We start from the raw sequence: 17,276 nt of genomic DNA on the forward strand, positions 1-17,276 counted from the left end.
AGAACGAAGGCAGGCTCACTTAGGGAGGCGAACCGATATCAAGCCGGAATAGTGCGAGAAGTCTTTCCTATAACGCTTGCCGCGTATTGCAACCCTTACGCAGCTAACAGTCCGCGACCTTCATCCTGCCAACCTTCACCGGGGCGATAGCGTGCATTCACCTTGCCATCGGCAAGAGCAAACAGGTGCAACCAGCCATTATCGAAAAGATCGCGCACGTGCGGATGGGCTTCCAGCACCTTCGAAATCTCCTCACGCGGCGCTTCTATCATCACTGACAGGCGCACCGGATCGTGCATCAGTTTGTCGCCATCGTGGACGCTCTGCCACGGAAGGCCGGGGCGCAAGCGGCCGCTATTGCCTTCGATCACGCCAATGCCGCCAACGACATTGTGAATGAGCTTGTTGCCGCCGCCAAAGATATCGGGCGCAACCGATGATCCGTAATATTGGAGCGAAATCCAGCTCGCAACGACGACCGGAGCCGTCATGATCAGTTCGAGCGTCGTAAAGCCGCTATCGGCCTGCCAGTCATAACTGTGCAGGAAAGCGCGCCCGCCCAGATCCTTGCCCGCAGTTGCAGAGCGCGGTGCGGCGATAAAGGCTGCGCATCCGGCAAGACCCCATTCGGGACGGATTTCCGCCCAGTTGCGCGCGCGCAATTCGACATCGGTCCAATGCGAACCGGGCAGTTTGGGTGCGCGTTCTGCCCGCGCGATGGCTGATGCTTCGTGCAGCCATTGGTGGACCTGCTCCAGATCGGCATCAAAGCGCTCCGGGCTCTCGGCATCGAACAGAGTGATCTTGTCAGTGGTCGTATCGTGCAGGCCTGCAACGAACAAAGTGTCATCAGGCACGTAAAGGCCTCGCGTTTCGAGGCCCTGACGCGTTTCGGGATCGTTCAAAAGGTCTGCCAGAACACGCGCCGACACATCGCCCTGATGTCCGCCGCAAGCGCCGCAGTGATAGGCGCTTTCGTGCGGATTGTTGGTGACATTGCCGCCATGGCCCAAAAGCAGGATAATCTTGCCGAAATCCTTGGTCATGCTCATGGCCTTGAGGATGGTTTCAGCCGTATCAACCTTGGCAGGAAATGACATCCCGCCGACAACCTTGGGCGCGGGGTCGTTGTTGCTCGATTTTGTAAGCCCGAGCGAAGACTTGAGCAGTTTGACGGCGTAAAGCGGCCCCATCGCTTCGACAAAGGCGAAGGAGGAAACCGCTGCCTGGCGGAAGCGGCCCCACGCTCTGGTCGTGCGAGCGGCGATACGGGTGTCAAAATCGGTTTCGGGATCGCCTTCGCTGGTCGTCTCAACAGCCGGGTTCAAAAGCACGGGCAGACGATTTTCGACAATATCCGATCCATGCGATTTGTGAGCCAGTGGAAGGCCGAAGAAGCCTGCAAAACCGATGGTTTCGATACCACCATCCACGCTTTCAAGTGCGCGGCGGAACACTTCTGAGCGTACATCGATGCAAAACGCCGCCTGAAGCAGCGCACGGCCATCGGTTTCGCTCTTTCCGGTAAGCGCTTCCAGCAGCGTGCGCTGATGCGATCTGTCGGCGGCATCCTGCAGCACGGCCAAAGCAGCCTGATCGCGGCTTGGCGCAATCGGCTCGGCATGCGCCTCAACGGTCATTTTCCATTTGCCCTCGATCTCGGGGTATAGGGCGAGCAATTGCTCTTCCCAGATGAGACGGATCGCGAGCATCGCTGCAAGCGTTTGATCGCTCTCTTCTGCAAGCTCTGCCTGCCATAGCAGCCAGCGCGCGTGCTGCGACCATCCGCCAAGGCTGATGTAGAGCCTATGAAACGCGGTTTCAGCAGCCTTGTCGGTGAGGCCAAGCGCGTCGGATGCAGCCACAATCGCGCGCTCCGGCGTATCGGGCGCAGCCGCAACCGCCGCGCAAAATCCCGACAATCCGGCAATCTCGGGCGTCAGATCGTGAACAGCGAAAGCGCGCCATGCAGCATAAGCCTCTTCACCCGGCGCAGGTGACCATAACGCTTGTCCACGATCAAACTGACCGGCGGCCCAGATGCCGAACGTCTTGTCGATCACTGAAGGCCAGTCGGTACCGCTCGCTTCTGCCGCAAGATCGGCAATGGTCGGCAGTGCTTCATCTTCGGGGATGTAATCGAGCGCATTGGCGGCCAGTTTGAGCATCGAAACTGATTTGGGCTTGGTCGCAACCGTGCTCGCTTCGAGTGCATCGGCCAGATCATCTTCGGTGATGCGGCCTTCCTCGATCATCGTATCGTAAGTGCTGGCCGATTGCGTGATCGGCGTCCCGCTGACCCTTGCAAGCCGCGCAGAAGCGGTCGCCAGATCCTCTCCCGTCTGTCCAAGGAAAGGGTTCACGGCAACGGTCGCATCCAGCGGAAACGCCGGCGGGATCGCACGCGCTGCCTTTTCAGCAGCCGTCAGAATTTCAGACATCCGCGAGGGGGCGATTTGGGAATGCTTCATGAACATGTGGATCAATCCTTCGCGAGATTTCAGTTTGAGCGCCGGGTGGCTGATTGCGTCTTGAAACCGCCAATGGCGCGATCAAGCAAAGCGTTGAGGTAAAGCCCGTTGGCAAGGTGTACGCGCAGTCCGGCGGTTGATGGGTGATGCGCCCACAGCGGGAAGAGCGCCTGTGCAAATGCGACCAGCCCGAAAGAAAGGACCGCGATTACAATCAGCGCCCATTCAAGCGGGCTCGGCACGGGTGCTGCGGGCAAGTTTGCGCCCCAGATCGCCTCTGCCACCACCTGGAACAGGAAGTACGCAATCGCGGCGGCCATGGCGGCACCAAACGTGCGCTTGGCCAGCTTTTCAGGTGCCGCATCGGCAAGGCCCTGCGCAACGAGATAGGCAACACCGAAGATCAGCATCGCGCCAAGAGCGTAAGCCTGCGGGCTTTTTGCGCCAAAGCCGAAAGCGAATGCGGTAGCGATGCCGCCGTAAAGCAGCATTGCGAGCGCGAAGCTTTTGAGAACATTGGCAACGCTTGGCGCAGCGACAGGGCCGGGGCGACGAATGCTCGCCACATCCTGCACCGCGCCGCCCGATGAAAGGAAAGCGTGCGCTTTGTAAAGCGAGTGTGCGATGATGTGCAGCAGAGCGAGCGTCCACAAGCCAAGGCCGCATTGCAGCAGCATAAAGCCCATCTGCGAAACGGTGGACCATGCGAGCGCCGTTTTCACCGCGCTCTGCGTCAACATCACAGCCGCGCCGAACAATGCGGTAAACCCGCCAATCGCAGCCAAAGCCGCCATCGCGCCAGAGCTTTCCGATACGAAGCCCGATGCCGCGATCAGCAGAACGCCGCCTGAATTGATGATGCCAGCGTGCAGCAAGGCCGAAACCGGCGTCGGTGCTTCCATCACTTCGGTAAGCCAGCCATGCAAAGGGAAGGATGCCGTTTTCAAAGCGGCGGCAAGAATGATGAGCGCAACGGCGATCTGGCCAAAGGTGCCGAGGCCTTGCGTACTTACAGCCCGGGTGAGCACGGAAAGCTCGGTCGTGCCGAAACCGGCAATCAGCAGAGCAGCTGCGGCGACAAGCGCCACATCGCCCGTGTGCCAGACAAGCGCGAACTTGGTGGCTGCGCGCTGCGCTTCGGGACGGTCAGGATAGAAAAGGAGCAAACGGCGAAGCGTCATGCCCACCGCAATGGTCGCGGCAATCATCACTGCCATGCTGCCCGCCTGCACAAACACCATGACAGCGGCCAAAGTGGCCATCATCAGCGCGTGAAATGTGCCCTCGCGTTCTTCGCCATCGATATAGGTCCGGCTGTAGCGCATGACGATCCATCCGATAAATCCAACAAGCAGCGCCATCGTCGCGCTGACAAGATCGGCCCGAAGAGAAAGCGCGAAGGCTCCATCAAAAGCTGCGACATTCATCGGCCCGGTGATGACAGTCTGCGCAAGCCCGCATGCCGCCAGAAGACCAGCAAGAAGCGCAGTCCATTCTGAAAGGCTCGGGATAAAGCCGGGGCGCTTACCAGGCCGGGTGAGCGCGATGGCCGCTGCGAAAAGCAAAACGATTGGCGCGAGAAATGCGAGCGAGAACGAGGGAAGCATTAAGGGGGCTCCTGTTTGGGATCGGCTCTCAACTAGCCAATTGCCTGCATCAATAAAAATACATATATTATCGCATAACGTTCTATTTTATAGAATTTAGATGTTCAGCCATCTTTTGAGGATGCACTTAATGAACCTACACCACCTGCGCCTGTTCCGAGCTGTGGCAAGAAACGGCTCTCTCACCGGGGCCGCGCGCGCGCTCAATATCTCGCAATCTGCGGTGTCCACGCAGATCAAGACGCTGGAGGCGTCACTGGGGCATGAATTGTTTGAACGAAGCGGGCGATCGCTGAAATTGACCGAAGCGGGCCGAATTGCGCTTGATCACGCGGATGAGATCTTCCGAACGGCCGAACACCTCACTGCGACATTGGATCGAGCTGAAGGGCAAAGGCGAGTGCTCAGGATTGGCGCGCTTGCCACCCTCTCTCGCAATTTCCAGATGCGCTTTATTGCGCCTCTGGCAGGGCGGGATGATGTGGAAGTTGTGCTGCGATCAGGCACTCAGCCCGATCTCTTGCGCGATCTTCAATCGCTGTCGCTTGATATCGTGCTCACCAACTTGCCACCTGCGCGTGATGCAGAGAGCCCATATCTAATCAATCGCCTCGATGAACAGGACGTAAGCCTGATCGGCACCCCGGAAAGGGCGAAAGAGGTGGGGCTGGTTGAGGGGAAGACCAATGATGACCCAAAGGCTCTTGAAAGGCTGATCGCGGCATCGCCTCTCGTGTTGCCCACACCAGAAACCGCGCTGCGCGCCGGGTTTGACGCGCTGCTCAATCGCATTGGCGTCGTGCCGCGAATTGCAGCCGAAGCCGATGACATGGCGATGATCCGCTTGCTCGCACGCGCCGATCTTGGGCTCGCCGTTATCCCGCCCATCGTTGTGCGCGATGAACTTGCAACAGGCGCGCTGACCGAATTTGCCAAGCTCCCCGACATCAGCGAGGTTTTCTACGCTGTCACTATAAAACGGCGTTTCACCAATCCGCTTGTCCAAACGGTTCTGGCCTGAGCGACAGCGGGCCTTGTGCCTGTAAAACCTTGCAAACTCGAAGGGGTTTGAGCGCCTTAAAGCTGGAACAGGCAGCCGCTGCGCGGTAATGGAACTTTACAAAAATGATAAATCACAGCGTTGGGGAGAATGTATGCGGGTTGCACTTGCTGATGATGAACAGGACTTGCTCGATCAGATCGCAGGGATTGTTATGTCTGCCGGACACGAGGTTGAAACTTTTCGTAATGGGACAGACCTGCAAAGGGCGCTCCAGCGGGAAACCTATGATGTTGTGATGCTCGACTGGAACATGCCGGGGCAAACGGGCCTTGAGATTCTGCACTGGGCACGTGACAATCTGCCATCGGCACCGCCTTTCATCATGATCACCAGTCGCGGCGAAAACGAAGACGTCGTGCGCGGTCTGGAAGCGGGCGCGGTCGATTACATTACCAAGCCTGAATCCGATGAAATCATCCGCGCGCGGCTCGAAGCTGCAGGCCGCCGGATCGGAGCAGATCGCCCCGAAACAGAAGTGCGGTATGGCAAATACACGCTGAACCGAAAATCGAAGGAAATCGATTTTTCAGGAGCAGCTGTCGCTGTTACCGCCAAGGAATTCGACCTCGTCGATCTGCTCTTTCAAAACCTCGATCGGCCCTTGTCGCGCGGCTATTTGTTCTCCCGCATTTGGGGCGGCAATATCGAGCTTGAGACGCGCACAATCGACGTTCACGTGTCGCGCTTGCGCTCAAAATTGGAGCTAAAGCCCGAAAACGGATATGTTATCCGCACAGTTTTTGGTTTCGGCTATCGCATGGATGCGTATATCGATGAGGAAGCTGCTAACGGATAGGGCATGACACACAGGCGCAATCGCTTTTCCAGTGCGTTTCAATCGGCGGGAATGGCGATTGGCTGTGCCCTTGTTTCGGCGTGTGCGGTTAACGCTCCGCCCATCGTTCGATCCGACAATGCCGGTTCACCCAGTTTTTCCCAGATTGCGCTGATCGCGCCTGACGACAATCAAAGACAGCGCGTCCAATTGAACACGGCAATCGGCAGCGCGTTCGAGGCAAGAGGCATTGGTCTTGCCGATGATGCGGGCGCGGTGGGCGAAGTTGCGATCGCGGACAGCCCCAGCTCAGTTGGTCTTTATGCCGTTGCGGACGGCGCTTCTGATGAGAATGCCCGGCCCATCGCACAAATTCGCAAGCGCCGCTGGTATGATGCCTGCAAGGCAGCGCGGACCAAAGCCACTCTTGCCGTTTTTGATCGCGCCTCGGGCGAAATGATCAAACGATCAGCGGTTGAAAGCATCACATGCGAAGGCGACGCACCGCCTATGGATGAGATGGCAGAACTGCTCACCGCCGAAATCCTCAGCGATTAAGCGGTGGCGCGCCCTGCTTTGCCGCAAGGCAGAGTTATCTGAAAGCGTGTGCCGATATCGCTGCGGGTTTCCACCTCGATCACAGCGCCATGCTCATCAATCACCTTTTTGACATAGGCAAGGCCCAAACCGGCGCTTGGCCCTGCTTGCGTATCGCGCGCACCGAACCGGGCGAACGTGTCTTTCACCCGTTCGGCAGGAAGGCCCGGCCCATTGTCCGCAACAGCGATGCGGATGCTGTTATTGTCCAGCCGGTCGAGCGATATGGAAATAGCCTCGCCCTTGGGCGAAAACTTGATCGCATTGCCGATCAGATTGTCAATTGCGCGCGACATTGAAGATGGATCAACTTCGCAAAATTCGGGTTCGTCAGGGATAGTCGTGTCAAAGGTGATCTTACGCTTTTTCGCAGCGGAGTAGGCGCGATCAACGGCCTCATGCAAAAGCGCGCCAATATCGGTTTCCTGCGGTTCAACGCCCTCATATTCGAGCCGGGCAATCTGCACAAAGTCATCGGTGAGTTTGAGCGTCCGCCTCGCCTGCTTTTCGATCCGGGCAAGCCTCTCTTTTTCGGGAAGTGCCTGGCCAGTTGCGCCCACCAAGCCGACAATCGCTGCCTGCGGTGAGCGCATATCGTGGCTCAGGAATTCGAGCATTTCGCGCCGCTGCTTTTCAGCCTGACGGATAGTGCTGATATCGCGCAGAGAGAGAATCTGGCCGCCATCGCTCATCTCGCTTTCGGACGATGCGAGTAGAAACACGCGGCCATCGGGGAATACGATCTCCTGCTTGTCCGCTGGGAGAACCGCACTTTGTTCATCGCGCAATTGGGCAAGCGTCTTGCCGGTGCAGGCGGCTTCATCGCCAAACACGCTTTCCGCGCGGGTGTTCATAAGGATCAACCCGCCATCGGCATCGAATACGAGCATTGGATCGGGAGAGCCTGAAAGGATCCGGCGCAGGAAGGATAACCGCTCGCGCGTCTCGCCAATCAGCCCGCGCACTTGCGACACCTGCTTGGCAATCGGATCGAAACCACGCCCCCCGCTCGCCTCGCCGCCGGGAATGATGCCGCCCATTTCTTCAGCTTCGTCCTGCAGGAAGCGACTGACCGAACTCAATCGACGCCAGCCCCAAACCGGATAGGCGACCAATATGCCAAGGATAGCTGGAAAAACAGGCAGCCACAAATCGGCAGCGATCAGCAAAGTGGCTGAGGCGGCAATGAGCGCTGCGATGAGGCCCAGGGATACGCGCAGGGTCCAACTGGGTGGGAATTGCCAGAACACCAGAAACAGGACGAGGATGGTCGCGATCAGGATGGCTATCACAATCGAAGGGCTGACTTGCGTGATAAGCTCATCATCGAGCAATCCGCTCAACAGGCTTGCCTGCATTTCGACGCCTGTCTTGATCCCGCCCGCATAAGCGGACACCGCATAGCGATCACCCAGCCCTTGCGCGGTGGCGCCGATCAGTACGATCTTGTCCTTCACAATTGCTTCTGGCGTCGCGCCGGAGATCACATCCACCGCACTCGGATCGCGGAACGATCCGGCCTGATGCATGGGCGCGATTGGATTGGCGCCGGGTTCTGGCAGGCTCGCTGCATCCCGGCTCAGCGCGAGATAGGCGACTTTTGCGAGATGATCGTGAGCGCCCCGCGATGTTTCGAGCTCGAAGTCAAAGCGGCGCACGATGCCATCAGGATCAGGAGCGACGAAAACGTGCCCAACATCCAACGCGCCCTCGGCAAATTGAGGAAGCGGCATCAGCGGTTCAATAGCATCTTCAGTGTTGGGCGCTCGTATGATCGAATGCGGCAGAACGACGTTTCCGGCGCTGTCGATAGCTTCGGCAAGCTGGGCATCGCTCGCCGGATCGGAAGGATCGACGAACAGCACATCGAAGATGATCAGTCTTGGCTCATAACCCGACAATTGATTGATAAGTTCTGCGTGCCGTTCCCGATCCCAGGGCCAGTTACCGATTTCCGAGACCGAGCGATCATCAATGCTGACGACGACGATATCGGGGTTCGGCTCTTCAAGGCTCACATAGGTTGCAAGGTCCAGCAATGCGGCATCAACGCGCGCTGTCCATTCCTGATGCCAGGCAATCAGCACAAGCGCCAAGGTCGCCGCCAGCATGACGGCCCATTCAGCAAACAGTCGAAGTGTTCTTAAATGAATTGGCTGCGCTCCACCAACGCCAAAGGCCCGCTCACCCGGTTACTCGGTGATCGAGAGTTCTTGCACCGGCCCCCACACCTTGATCACGTCGCCTTCATCGATCTGAAAGGAAGCAACTCTCCAGCGATAGGTCCCCGGCGCAAGCTTTGACACCAGCACTGCGGTTTCGCGCATGCCGACTTCATCGACGATCAGAGCGCTCTCCTCTTCCGCATTCCAAAGCTGAAAGCCGTAATAGACATCCCCTTCGCCCTGCGCGCGCCAGGCGAATTTGAAGGCGTCTTCAAGCCCTGATGGTTCTGCGCTTGCTTCAACGCCGGCCCGTTTGCGCCGGAAGGAGTGAACCTTGGAAAAGCCTTCGAGGCCCGAAGCTGAAACTGCTCTGGTACGCACGAAGTACCGGCCATCTTCAATCTCTGCAAAATCAGCCTGCTGCGCTTCGTCCACCAGTTCAGTGACAATGTCGATAAAGCCAGCATCGCGGGAAATCTGGGTTCTGTAGCCAACCGCGCCCTCAAGCGGGGTGATGGCAAATCTGGCAAGCGCATCTGTCTGGATGCGGCCGGGATCAATCAATTCAGGTGCCGGCAAAAGACGTTCCTGTTCGCCCAATCCATCCTGACGCGCGGCAAGACCAAAGCCTGCCTTTGTCGCCTGCTCTTCCTCTCCGGCAGCCACAAAGACCTCGCCTTCAACCACTTCGGTGAGGCTCAAATCACCATCCGGCAAAAAGCCCACGCGAAAACCGGTGCCACGCACCGCCGTCACCGCAATTGGGGTGCCGACGCGGTAACGGCCATCGCCTTCTATGGTAGGGGCGATCACTTCGCCGCGCCCTTCGAGAACGCGCAATTGCACGTCGATCTGATCGTTGATGAGATAGCGGCGCGCATCGATGATCCGCACGCGCGAATTGGAGGGAATCGAAACGCTCGAATTTCCATCGCCCGCAATCGCGACAAAGCTGTTGCGCCCAGTGGTGATCTCAACCCCTTCAAGCAACGCAAGACCGCGCTTTGCCGCCAATGTCTGCCGCCCGTTCACGAGACTGACTCGACCTGAAAAACTCTCCACCGACAATCTGGCAGGCTTATGTTTCAGCAGGCGCCGCGGAATACGCAGCGTCTTGCCAATCTGCATCAGCCGCGGATTTCGCACCCGGTTGATGCGCCGCACTTCTTCAAGCGCGGCAGCGTTGACGAGGTAGTCTTTCGTGAGACCATAGAGCGTATCGGCAGGCTTCACCTTGTAGCTGATAAAGCCATCCGGCGCAGCGAGTGCGTGGCCCGGTGTCAGCGCCAGAAAGCCAGCGGCAAGGCTTGTCAGTATGGCTTTACGCATATCGGGTCATCTCCTCGGGCGAATGGATACCATCCCTCACCCATAAAATCACACCGAAGCCATAACCGAAATGTGTTTTTACATTCAGCGCGCGGATTGCGCGATGTCGACGGCCTCTTTCGCCAGCTGCGTGATCCGATCGTAATTACCAGCTTCCACCGCATCCTTGGGCGTAAGCCAGCTGCCACCGCATGCAAGGACGCTGGGAAGCGCGAGAAAATCGGCAAGATTTCCCGCCGACACACCGCCCGTTGGCATAAAGCGCATCTCTCTGAACACCGATGACAAGGCTTTCAGCATGGGCACACCGCCTGCAAGGCTGGCGGGGAAGAACTTCACTTCGCGCAGGCCAAGGGCATAGGCGCGCTGCACCTCGCCTGCTGTCATGGTGCCGGGATAAAGCGGGATGTTTTCAGCAAGACAGTATTCCGCGATTTCATCGACAAGGCCGGGGCATACGATAAATTCCGCTCCGCTTGCGCGCACCGATTTCGCCTGATCCAGAGTGAGCACAGTGCCCGCGCCGACAATCAATCCGTCGGTTTCAGCAAGGATGGCTTCCATCCCTTTCTGCGCATCATCGCTGCGCATCACGACTTCGATCACGCTCAATCCGCCCTCGCCCAGAGCCTTGGCTGTCGCAACTGCGCGCGCGGGGTCATTTTCACCGATCAGTGGTACAACGGGCGCCCCGCCCAATCGATTTGCCAATTTATCTTTCATGGCAGACTATGTGTCCCTTTTATTGTTGCGTTGCAGCATATCGTCTTTATCGCAGATTGCTCCTCCCCCGTGCAATTGACGCGCCTGATTTGCAACCAAGATCGGCGCATTTCGAAAAAAGGAGAACGACTTGAGCACTCGCCCGCCCATTCAGCAGAACCCGGACATCCGCTTTCTTGGAAAGCTGCTGGGCGATGTCATCCGAGAGCATGGGGGTGACCGGCTGTTTGAACGGACCGAGCATATTCGTTCTGCCAGCATCAATCGGCATCGGGGCGGCGACCTGGTTGATCTGGAGCTTGATCAGTTGTCGCTCGATGAAACGCTCGCCTTTGTACGCGGGTTTGGGCTGTTTTCGATGCTCGCCAATCTGGCAGAGGATCGCGACGGGATTATGTCTGAAAGCGGTCTTGATTTTGCCCAGGCGGTGGAGCGGCTTGATGCACACGGCGTCAAACGCTCTGAGATTGTGGATCTTCTGGCGGGCTCGCTGATCGTTCCGGTCCTTACCGCCCACCCAACCGAGGTTCGCCGCAAGAGCGTGATCGATCACAGGACGCGGATTGCGGATCTGATGAAGGTCCGCGATGCGGAACTGGCCGCTGGAAGAGACACGGGCGCGACCGAAGATGCCATTCTGCGGCAGATCGCGCTTCTTTGGCGCACGCGCACCCTGCGCCGCGACAGGCTTTATGTGACGGATGAGGTTAATAACGCGCTCGATTTTCTGGGCGGTGTGTTCCTGCCAGTCCTCCCCGAACTCTACCGCCAGTGGGAAGAAACACTGGGCGACCGGCCCGCAAGCTTCCTGCGCCTTGGCAGCTGGATTGGCGGGGATCGCGATGGCAACCCCAATGTCACGGCGGAATCGCTGCGATACGCACTGGGGCATGGGGCGGAAACGGTGCTCGGCTTCTATCTTGAAGAGGTACACAAGCTGGGCGCAGAGCTTTCCATCTCGAGCGAGCTTGCGGCGATCGAACCTGACATCATCACGCTTGCCGACGCCAGCGGCGATGGCTCCCCGCACCGCGCAGATGAACCTTACCGACGCGCGCTGATAGGAATCTACGGGCGCTTGGCGGCCACTTATGCCGAAATCTGCGGCAAGGCTCCGCCTCGCCTGCCGATGAATGATCAGCCCGCATACGATCATCCCGATGCATTCGAGCATGATCTGCGCACGATTGCCCGCTCGCTTGAAAAGCTGGGCGGGGAGACACTCGCGTCGAATGGAGCGCTTGGAAAACTGATCCGCGCGGTCAAGACATTTGGCTTCCACCTTGCGACCCTTGACCTGCGCCAAAATAGCTCGGTGCATGAAAGAGTGGTGGCCGAGCTGCTCGCGAAATCCGGCGTTGAGGCAGATTATCTGGCGCTTGACGAAGATGCGCGCGTCGCCCTGCTACGCAGCGAATTGTCCGGCCAGCGTCCTTTGCGAACGCCCTGGGCTGAATACAGCGAGGAAACGCTCAATGAACTCGCCATCATCGATGCGGCAGCAGAGGCACACTCGCAATTTGGCGCGGCCTGTATCTCACAATACATCGTGTCGATGGCGGAGACGGTTTCCGACCTTCTTGAAGTGCACGTGCTGCTACGCGAAGTTGGGCTGTATCAGCCGGGGGATACGCCAAAGTGCGACATCATGTCCGTGCCCCTGTTCGAAACCATCGGGGACCTTGAGAACGCGCCGGGAGTGATGAAGGCGTATTTTGGCTTGCCTGAAATTGCTGCCATCACATCGCAGCGCGGCGCGCAGGAAGTGATGATCGGCTATTCGGATTCGAACAAGGATGGTGGCTATCTGACTTCCAGCTGGATGCTCGCGCGGGCAAGTGAAGCGCTTGCCCCTGTGTTCGCGGAGGCCGGCGTCACCATGCAGCTGTTCCACGGGCGCGGCGGATCTGTGGGGCGCGGAGGCGGCTCAGCCTTTGAAGCCATTCGCGGCCAACCGCCCGGCACCGTCAATGGCCGCATTCGCATCACCGAACAGGGCGAAGTCATTGCGGCCAAATTCGGCACGCCTGAAACCGCCGCTGCAAACCTTGAAGCCATGGCGAGTGCCAGCGTGCTTGCAACACTTGAACCGGAACGCGTTGCAAGTGAGGACTATGCCCGCTTTGCAAAGGCACTGGACACGATCTCTGACAATGCCTTCAACGCCTATCGCGATCTCGTGTACGGCACGCCAAAATTCGTCGATTTCTTCCGGCAGATGACGCCCATTGCAGAGATTGCGACGCTCAAGATCGGATCGCGTCCTGCCAGCCGGAAAGCGTCCGATGCGATTGAGGATTTGCGCGCCATTCCGTGGGTTTTCTCGTGGAGCCAGGCGCGGGTCATGCTGCCGGGCTGGTATGGTGTCGGCCATGCCTTGGGCCAGTTTGAAGACAAAGACCTGCTGCGCGAGATGGCTACCACATGGCCGTTCTTCAAAAACGTGCTCGCCAATATGGAGATGGTGCTTGCCAAATCCGACATGGCGATCGCTGCTGAATATGTGCAGCTTGTCGAAGATCAGGACATGGCAAAGTCAGTGTTCGCTCGTATTGATGAAGGCTGGCAGCAAACGCACGACGCGCTGCTTGATGCGACGGGGCAAACCTTCCTTTTGGAGAAGAACCCGAAGCTTGATGCCTCGATCCGCTTGCGCCTTCCCTATATCGAGCCGCTCAATCTCCTCCAGTTGGAGCTGCTGAAGCATCACCGCGCGGGCGAGGAAGATGAGCGGATTGCAGAGGGGATTAAGCTGTCGATCAATGCGATTGCGACAGCGCTTAGAAACAGCGGCTGAACACATAAAGATAGGGGCCAGCACAGACGTGCCGGCCCCCTCCCCCCATCGCCATTGCAAAGGTCAGATCAGAATTTACCGAGCAAGTTCACGAAAAAGCCATCGCTTGTATAGCTCTGATCCGTCAAATCGGTTGAATAATCGGCAAGGCTGTAACCTACGCCAATCTTCGCGTTGTTGCCGATATGGCGGTAGATTGCGGCGAGGCCGCCCCAGCGATCATCGCCTGCGATATCATTGGTGAGATAGCTGGTTTCGATCACCAGATCCCATTGCTTGATCGCGCGCCAATCGAGCCTCAAAACGCCCAATTGCGTGTTGCTCGACACGAATTGATCGCTTTCGCGGCCCAGTGATACGCTGCCTTCGCGCACCGCATATTTCGCGCCCAAAACAAGCGTCTTTGACAAATCGAAATTGCCATCGATGGAGAAGACGTGGCTGCGCTGTTTGGGTGCTGCGAGCGTGCCTCCGGCTGTCACTTGGCCAACGGGGCCAAGATCCTGAAGGAAGGTGTAGCGGGTGAGCAGGTTGAACCGATCATGCAGGATCGGACGATAGGCAAAGCCAATCGTGCCCTCGACATAATCAGCCAGCCGCACATCGTCGGTCTCGCTATCGGCAAGCGCGAAGTTCAACCGGCCCAATGCGCGCCAATCAGTGTGGACCTGCACCGATGCTGTGTTGCGCACCAGCCAGACATCCTGATTGCGGTTTTCGCCCTCTTCAAAGCGCCCTTCGACATTGGTGGCGAACTGGAATTTCTCATCGGTGTAGCCCAGCCCGACTGTGAAGGCGGTGCGTTTGAATTCGCCCGTATTCACATCGTCAATCCGGCCGTTTTCGAACGAACCTGAAAGCGACCAGCGTTCGGACGGGTCCCAATTGAGGCCAAAACTGCGCACCAGAGCTGGCGCAGGGCCGGCGTGTTCGATCCGGTTTTCGCCAAAGATGCTGAGCGCGGTGTTGAATCGGTGCCGCGCGCCCAGGGTCAACGTCCCGCGATTCGCATTGGCGAGCGAATTCAAGGGCTGCACGCCCAGATCGTTGCGATCCGACAGCAGGGCATATCCGAGATACGCCTCTGATCCATTGCCATAACGATGTGCAAGTTCAACCGCTGCACCCAATCCGCCGTCGCCTTCGGAAAGCTCACCACTCATGGTCACCCGGTCGCTCACCTCGACTTTACCGCCCGCGCCAAAGCGGTTGTTGCGCTGACGGGTGTTGTCGCGATCGAGTGTCACCTGGCCAAAGCCATAGATCGACCAGTTCTTGCCTTGCGGATCGTAGTCCAGCTGCAAGGCCGCATCGGTGCGCTGCCCCTCTTGAATGGCGCTGTTGATGACGCCTGCACTGAAGAGCCCAGTGTTGAGAAGGCCTGCCGTTTGATCATCGTGCCGCAGGCCGATGGTGACGGTCGTTTCATTATCGAGCGACTGCGCAAGATCAGCCGTGGCTATGGTCCGATCGCCAACGCCGTCGCCATCAAGCATCTCGATCTCGGCACCAAGGCGCGTCGTATCGCCAAGCTTCGCATCAAGCGCTGCGCCCCAGCGCGTGGTGTCAGTCTGCGTCAGCTGACCATTGGCGCTGAAGCCGGCTTCGAAATTCTCATAAAATGCCGTTAGTTTGCCCAGATCATCATTCGATCCGGTAAGCTCGCCAAAATCCATCGCGATTTCGCCGCGATAGGCATTGGCGGAGATATCAGCGACGCCCGTTGCGCCCAGATTGGTAAAGCTGAGACCGCCATCGACCGAATTGTTCTGACCAAAGCCCGGACCTTCGGATTGTGCAAATTCCGCCTTGGCATAGGTGCCGGCATGAATGCGCACGGTCGCATCCGCTGCGATCAGCGTTTGATCGGCGGCATCGGTTGTCTCGCGCTGCGCGGTTGCCCCGAGACGCAAAGTGTCACCGATCCAGCCCGACACACGCCCACCCAGAGTGTAGCCGGACACATCGCCTACAGCAGGCGTGTATTCATACCGGGCTACCAGCACTGGCACATTGCCTGGCGCAGAGCTTTGGCGGACCAGCGATCCATCATCGGTAAACGAGGATAGCGGGCTTAAAAGGACGATCCGGCCCTGGAAGTAATCGATATCGTAGTCTTCCTGAGGCCTGAGATCGCGCCGTGACAGGACGAGGCCTGTATCAAGATCGCGTATCTCGACGCTCAAGCGTTCCGAACCCAATGTGATGTCGCGGCGGTTGAGGAAGTAGAGCGAACCGCCCGTCCCTCTGAATTCGTCGCGGCCCGGAATGGTGCCCGGATCGGATGCGAACGCGGTGAATTCGAACTTTTTCGCGCCAAATTCGGTTGTCGCCATCGAATCGTGATCGACAATCGCGCCGAATGTACCGCGGTTGAGCTGCGCCAATTCGGCCTGCTCGATATCGGCGATGAAGTTACCGATGAGCAGGCTCGACTGGTTCTTTTCAACCTTCAGGTAAAAACGCCCTTGCGTCGGGGCATCCTCAACCAATGTCGAATCGTCACCATAAGTGGTGTAGAACTCATCGGAATCGAGCCGCCGCAGCAATTGACGCGGGTCTTTGCGATCAAGGTTGCTGAAGATGTCTTCGAGCAGGGTTTCGCCCGTATCGAGTGCGCCAGTAATGGTCACCCCGCTTTTCAACCGACCCTTGGCATAGAAGGCCGCCCGCGAGGCTACATTTTCGCCATCAGTCAGCGGGTCACCGCTCACCTCGACAGCGGTTGCGCCGCCATTGGCCGAGATAAAGGTCAGGTCGCCCTGGCCGACGATGAACCAGTCATCCTTTTCCGCCTCTACATCGCGCTGGGCGGCGAAGTTGACGGTGTCGCCAATGCCAATCAGGACTTCGACGCTTTCCGTATCGCGGCTGATAATCTGCTGGCTGACAAAGAAGCCTTCTTCATCGATCGGCACCGATTGTCCGGCGATGACAACGCGATTGTCAGAGGGTTTCGCCTTGCCGGTGACAGTGATCGTCGTGCCGCGCTCCACGCTGATATTGCGGATCGCTGCCTCATCCAGACTGCCAAATGTCGACAGGACCGGATCGTCTTCTTCGATGAATTCCTGCTCGATGATGGTCAGTTCGTGCGGATGCGTTTGGTCGAACTGACCGTCTTCATCATAGACGCGGTAGACAAAGTAGAGCTGCGGATCATCGAGAACCGGCGGCGTCCATTTTGCAGTGCCGTGCTTGTTCACCTCGATGATCTGCAGCGGCTCTGAATCGGCGCTCACACCTTGGCGGAAGATGCGGATTTCGCCCTTTTCAATGAAAGCAGGATAGTTCGAGTAAGTGACGAACACCGCCTCGCTACCGGCAAGAACGGTGCGCGTCGCATCGCGAAGCGCAACAGAAAGTATCGGATCAACATGGATCTGATCGGTGCGCACTTTCACCGAGTACGGGTTTTCAATCGTCCGCTCTTCTTCGGCATCAAGCGTGATTTGCATGCCATCTTCCAGAACCAGTACGTCGGCTTCTGCCTGGATGTCCGGATCAGCGGTGAAGACATTGGCGCGGTTGCCGCGCTCGCTTGATTGCATGGTTTCAAGCGCACTTGCCGTGCTTTCATCGGCCACAGCGGGCGCTTTGCCAGCCGCGGCTGATCGAGCGGTGTCGATGGCGGCAGCATGTGCGGATACCGTCAGACACGCTGTCGTGGAAACCCCTGCCAGCATGATCACCCGGAAGGCGTTCATCTGAGTGCTGCGAGCGCGGATGATGGTCGTTGTCTTGGTCAT

The 17,276-nt window shown here is 58.1% G+C and carries 10 protein-coding genes; 4 read left to right on the plus strand and 6 right to left on the minus strand.

Translation table 11 applies throughout. The features are described 5' to 3' along the window. Positions 1-95 precede the first annotated feature (95 nt). Complete coding sequence (locus AUC45_RS06265) at positions 96-2,471, minus strand: YbcC family protein (RefSeq protein ID WP_197409520.1); 2,376 nt, start codon at positions 2,469-2,471, stop codon at positions 96-98. A 29-nt stretch (positions 2,472-2,500) separates the two neighbouring features. Next, complete coding sequence (locus AUC45_RS06270; RefSeq protein WP_067599943.1) at positions 2,501-4,078, minus strand: proton-conducting transporter membrane subunit; 1,578 nt, start codon at positions 4,076-4,078, stop codon at positions 2,501-2,503. A 130-nt stretch (positions 4,079-4,208) separates the two neighbouring features. Between AUC45_RS06270 and AUC45_RS06275 the strand changes: the two genes are divergently transcribed. The 3 genes from AUC45_RS06275 to AUC45_RS06285 all read left to right on the plus strand — a co-directional run bounded on the left by AUC45_RS06275 (position 4,209) and on the right by AUC45_RS06285 (position 6,474). Then, entirely contained in the window at positions 4,209-5,099 is an 891-nt protein-coding gene (locus AUC45_RS06275; RefSeq protein ID WP_369815223.1) for a LysR family transcriptional regulator, read from the plus strand. A gap of 133 nt (positions 5,100-5,232) precedes the next feature. Continuing rightward, positions 5,233-5,937, plus strand: coding sequence for a response regulator transcription factor (locus tag AUC45_RS06280; protein ID WP_067599946.1), 705 nt, complete (start codon positions 5,233-5,235; stop codon positions 5,935-5,937). Between the two features lie 3 nt (positions 5,938-5,940). Beyond that, positions 5,941-6,474 (plus strand): hypothetical protein, encoded by a 534-nt coding sequence (locus tag AUC45_RS06285; protein WP_156423772.1) that lies wholly within the window; start codon positions 5,941-5,943, stop codon positions 6,472-6,474. Here the strand turns inward: AUC45_RS06285 and AUC45_RS06290 are convergent. The 3 genes from AUC45_RS06290 to AUC45_RS06300 form a co-directional block, all read right to left on the minus strand. Continuing rightward, complete coding sequence (locus tag AUC45_RS06290; RefSeq protein ID WP_067599952.1) at positions 6,471-8,624, minus strand: CHASE2 domain-containing protein; 2,154 nt, start codon at positions 8,622-8,624, stop codon at positions 6,471-6,473. The two genes, AUC45_RS06285 and AUC45_RS06290, sit on opposite strands and share 4 nt — an antisense overlap. An 81-nt stretch (positions 8,625-8,705) precedes the next feature. After that, positions 8,706-10,007 (minus strand): FecR domain-containing protein, encoded by a 1,302-nt coding sequence (locus AUC45_RS06295; protein ID WP_067599955.1) that lies wholly within the window; start codon positions 10,005-10,007, stop codon positions 8,706-8,708. Positions 10,008-10,091: 84 nt separating this feature from the next. After that, positions 10,092-10,730 (minus strand): bifunctional 4-hydroxy-2-oxoglutarate aldolase/2-dehydro-3-deoxy-phosphogluconate aldolase, encoded by a 639-nt coding sequence (locus tag AUC45_RS06300; RefSeq protein ID WP_067599958.1) that lies wholly within the window; start codon positions 10,728-10,730, stop codon positions 10,092-10,094. A 130-nt stretch (positions 10,731-10,860) separates the two neighbouring features. Between AUC45_RS06300 and ppc the strand changes: the two genes are divergently transcribed. Continuing rightward, positions 10,861-13,527: a phosphoenolpyruvate carboxylase gene (ppc, locus tag AUC45_RS06305; protein WP_067599961.1), complete on the plus strand. Its 2,667-nt coding sequence runs from the start codon at positions 10,861-10,863 to the stop codon at positions 13,525-13,527. A gap of 68 nt (positions 13,528-13,595) precedes the next feature. On the opposite strand, the gene AUC45_RS06310 is transcribed toward ppc, so the two are convergent. Continuing rightward, on the minus strand, positions 13,596-17,276 hold the full coding sequence (locus AUC45_RS06310) for a hypothetical protein (RefSeq protein ID WP_067599964.1): 3,681 nt from the start codon (positions 17,274-17,276) through the stop codon (positions 13,596-13,598).

It is taken from the genome of Erythrobacter sp. YT30, from assembly GCF_001542875.1.
Taxonomy (GTDB): Bacteria; Pseudomonadota; Alphaproteobacteria; order Sphingomonadales; family Sphingomonadaceae; genus Erythrobacter.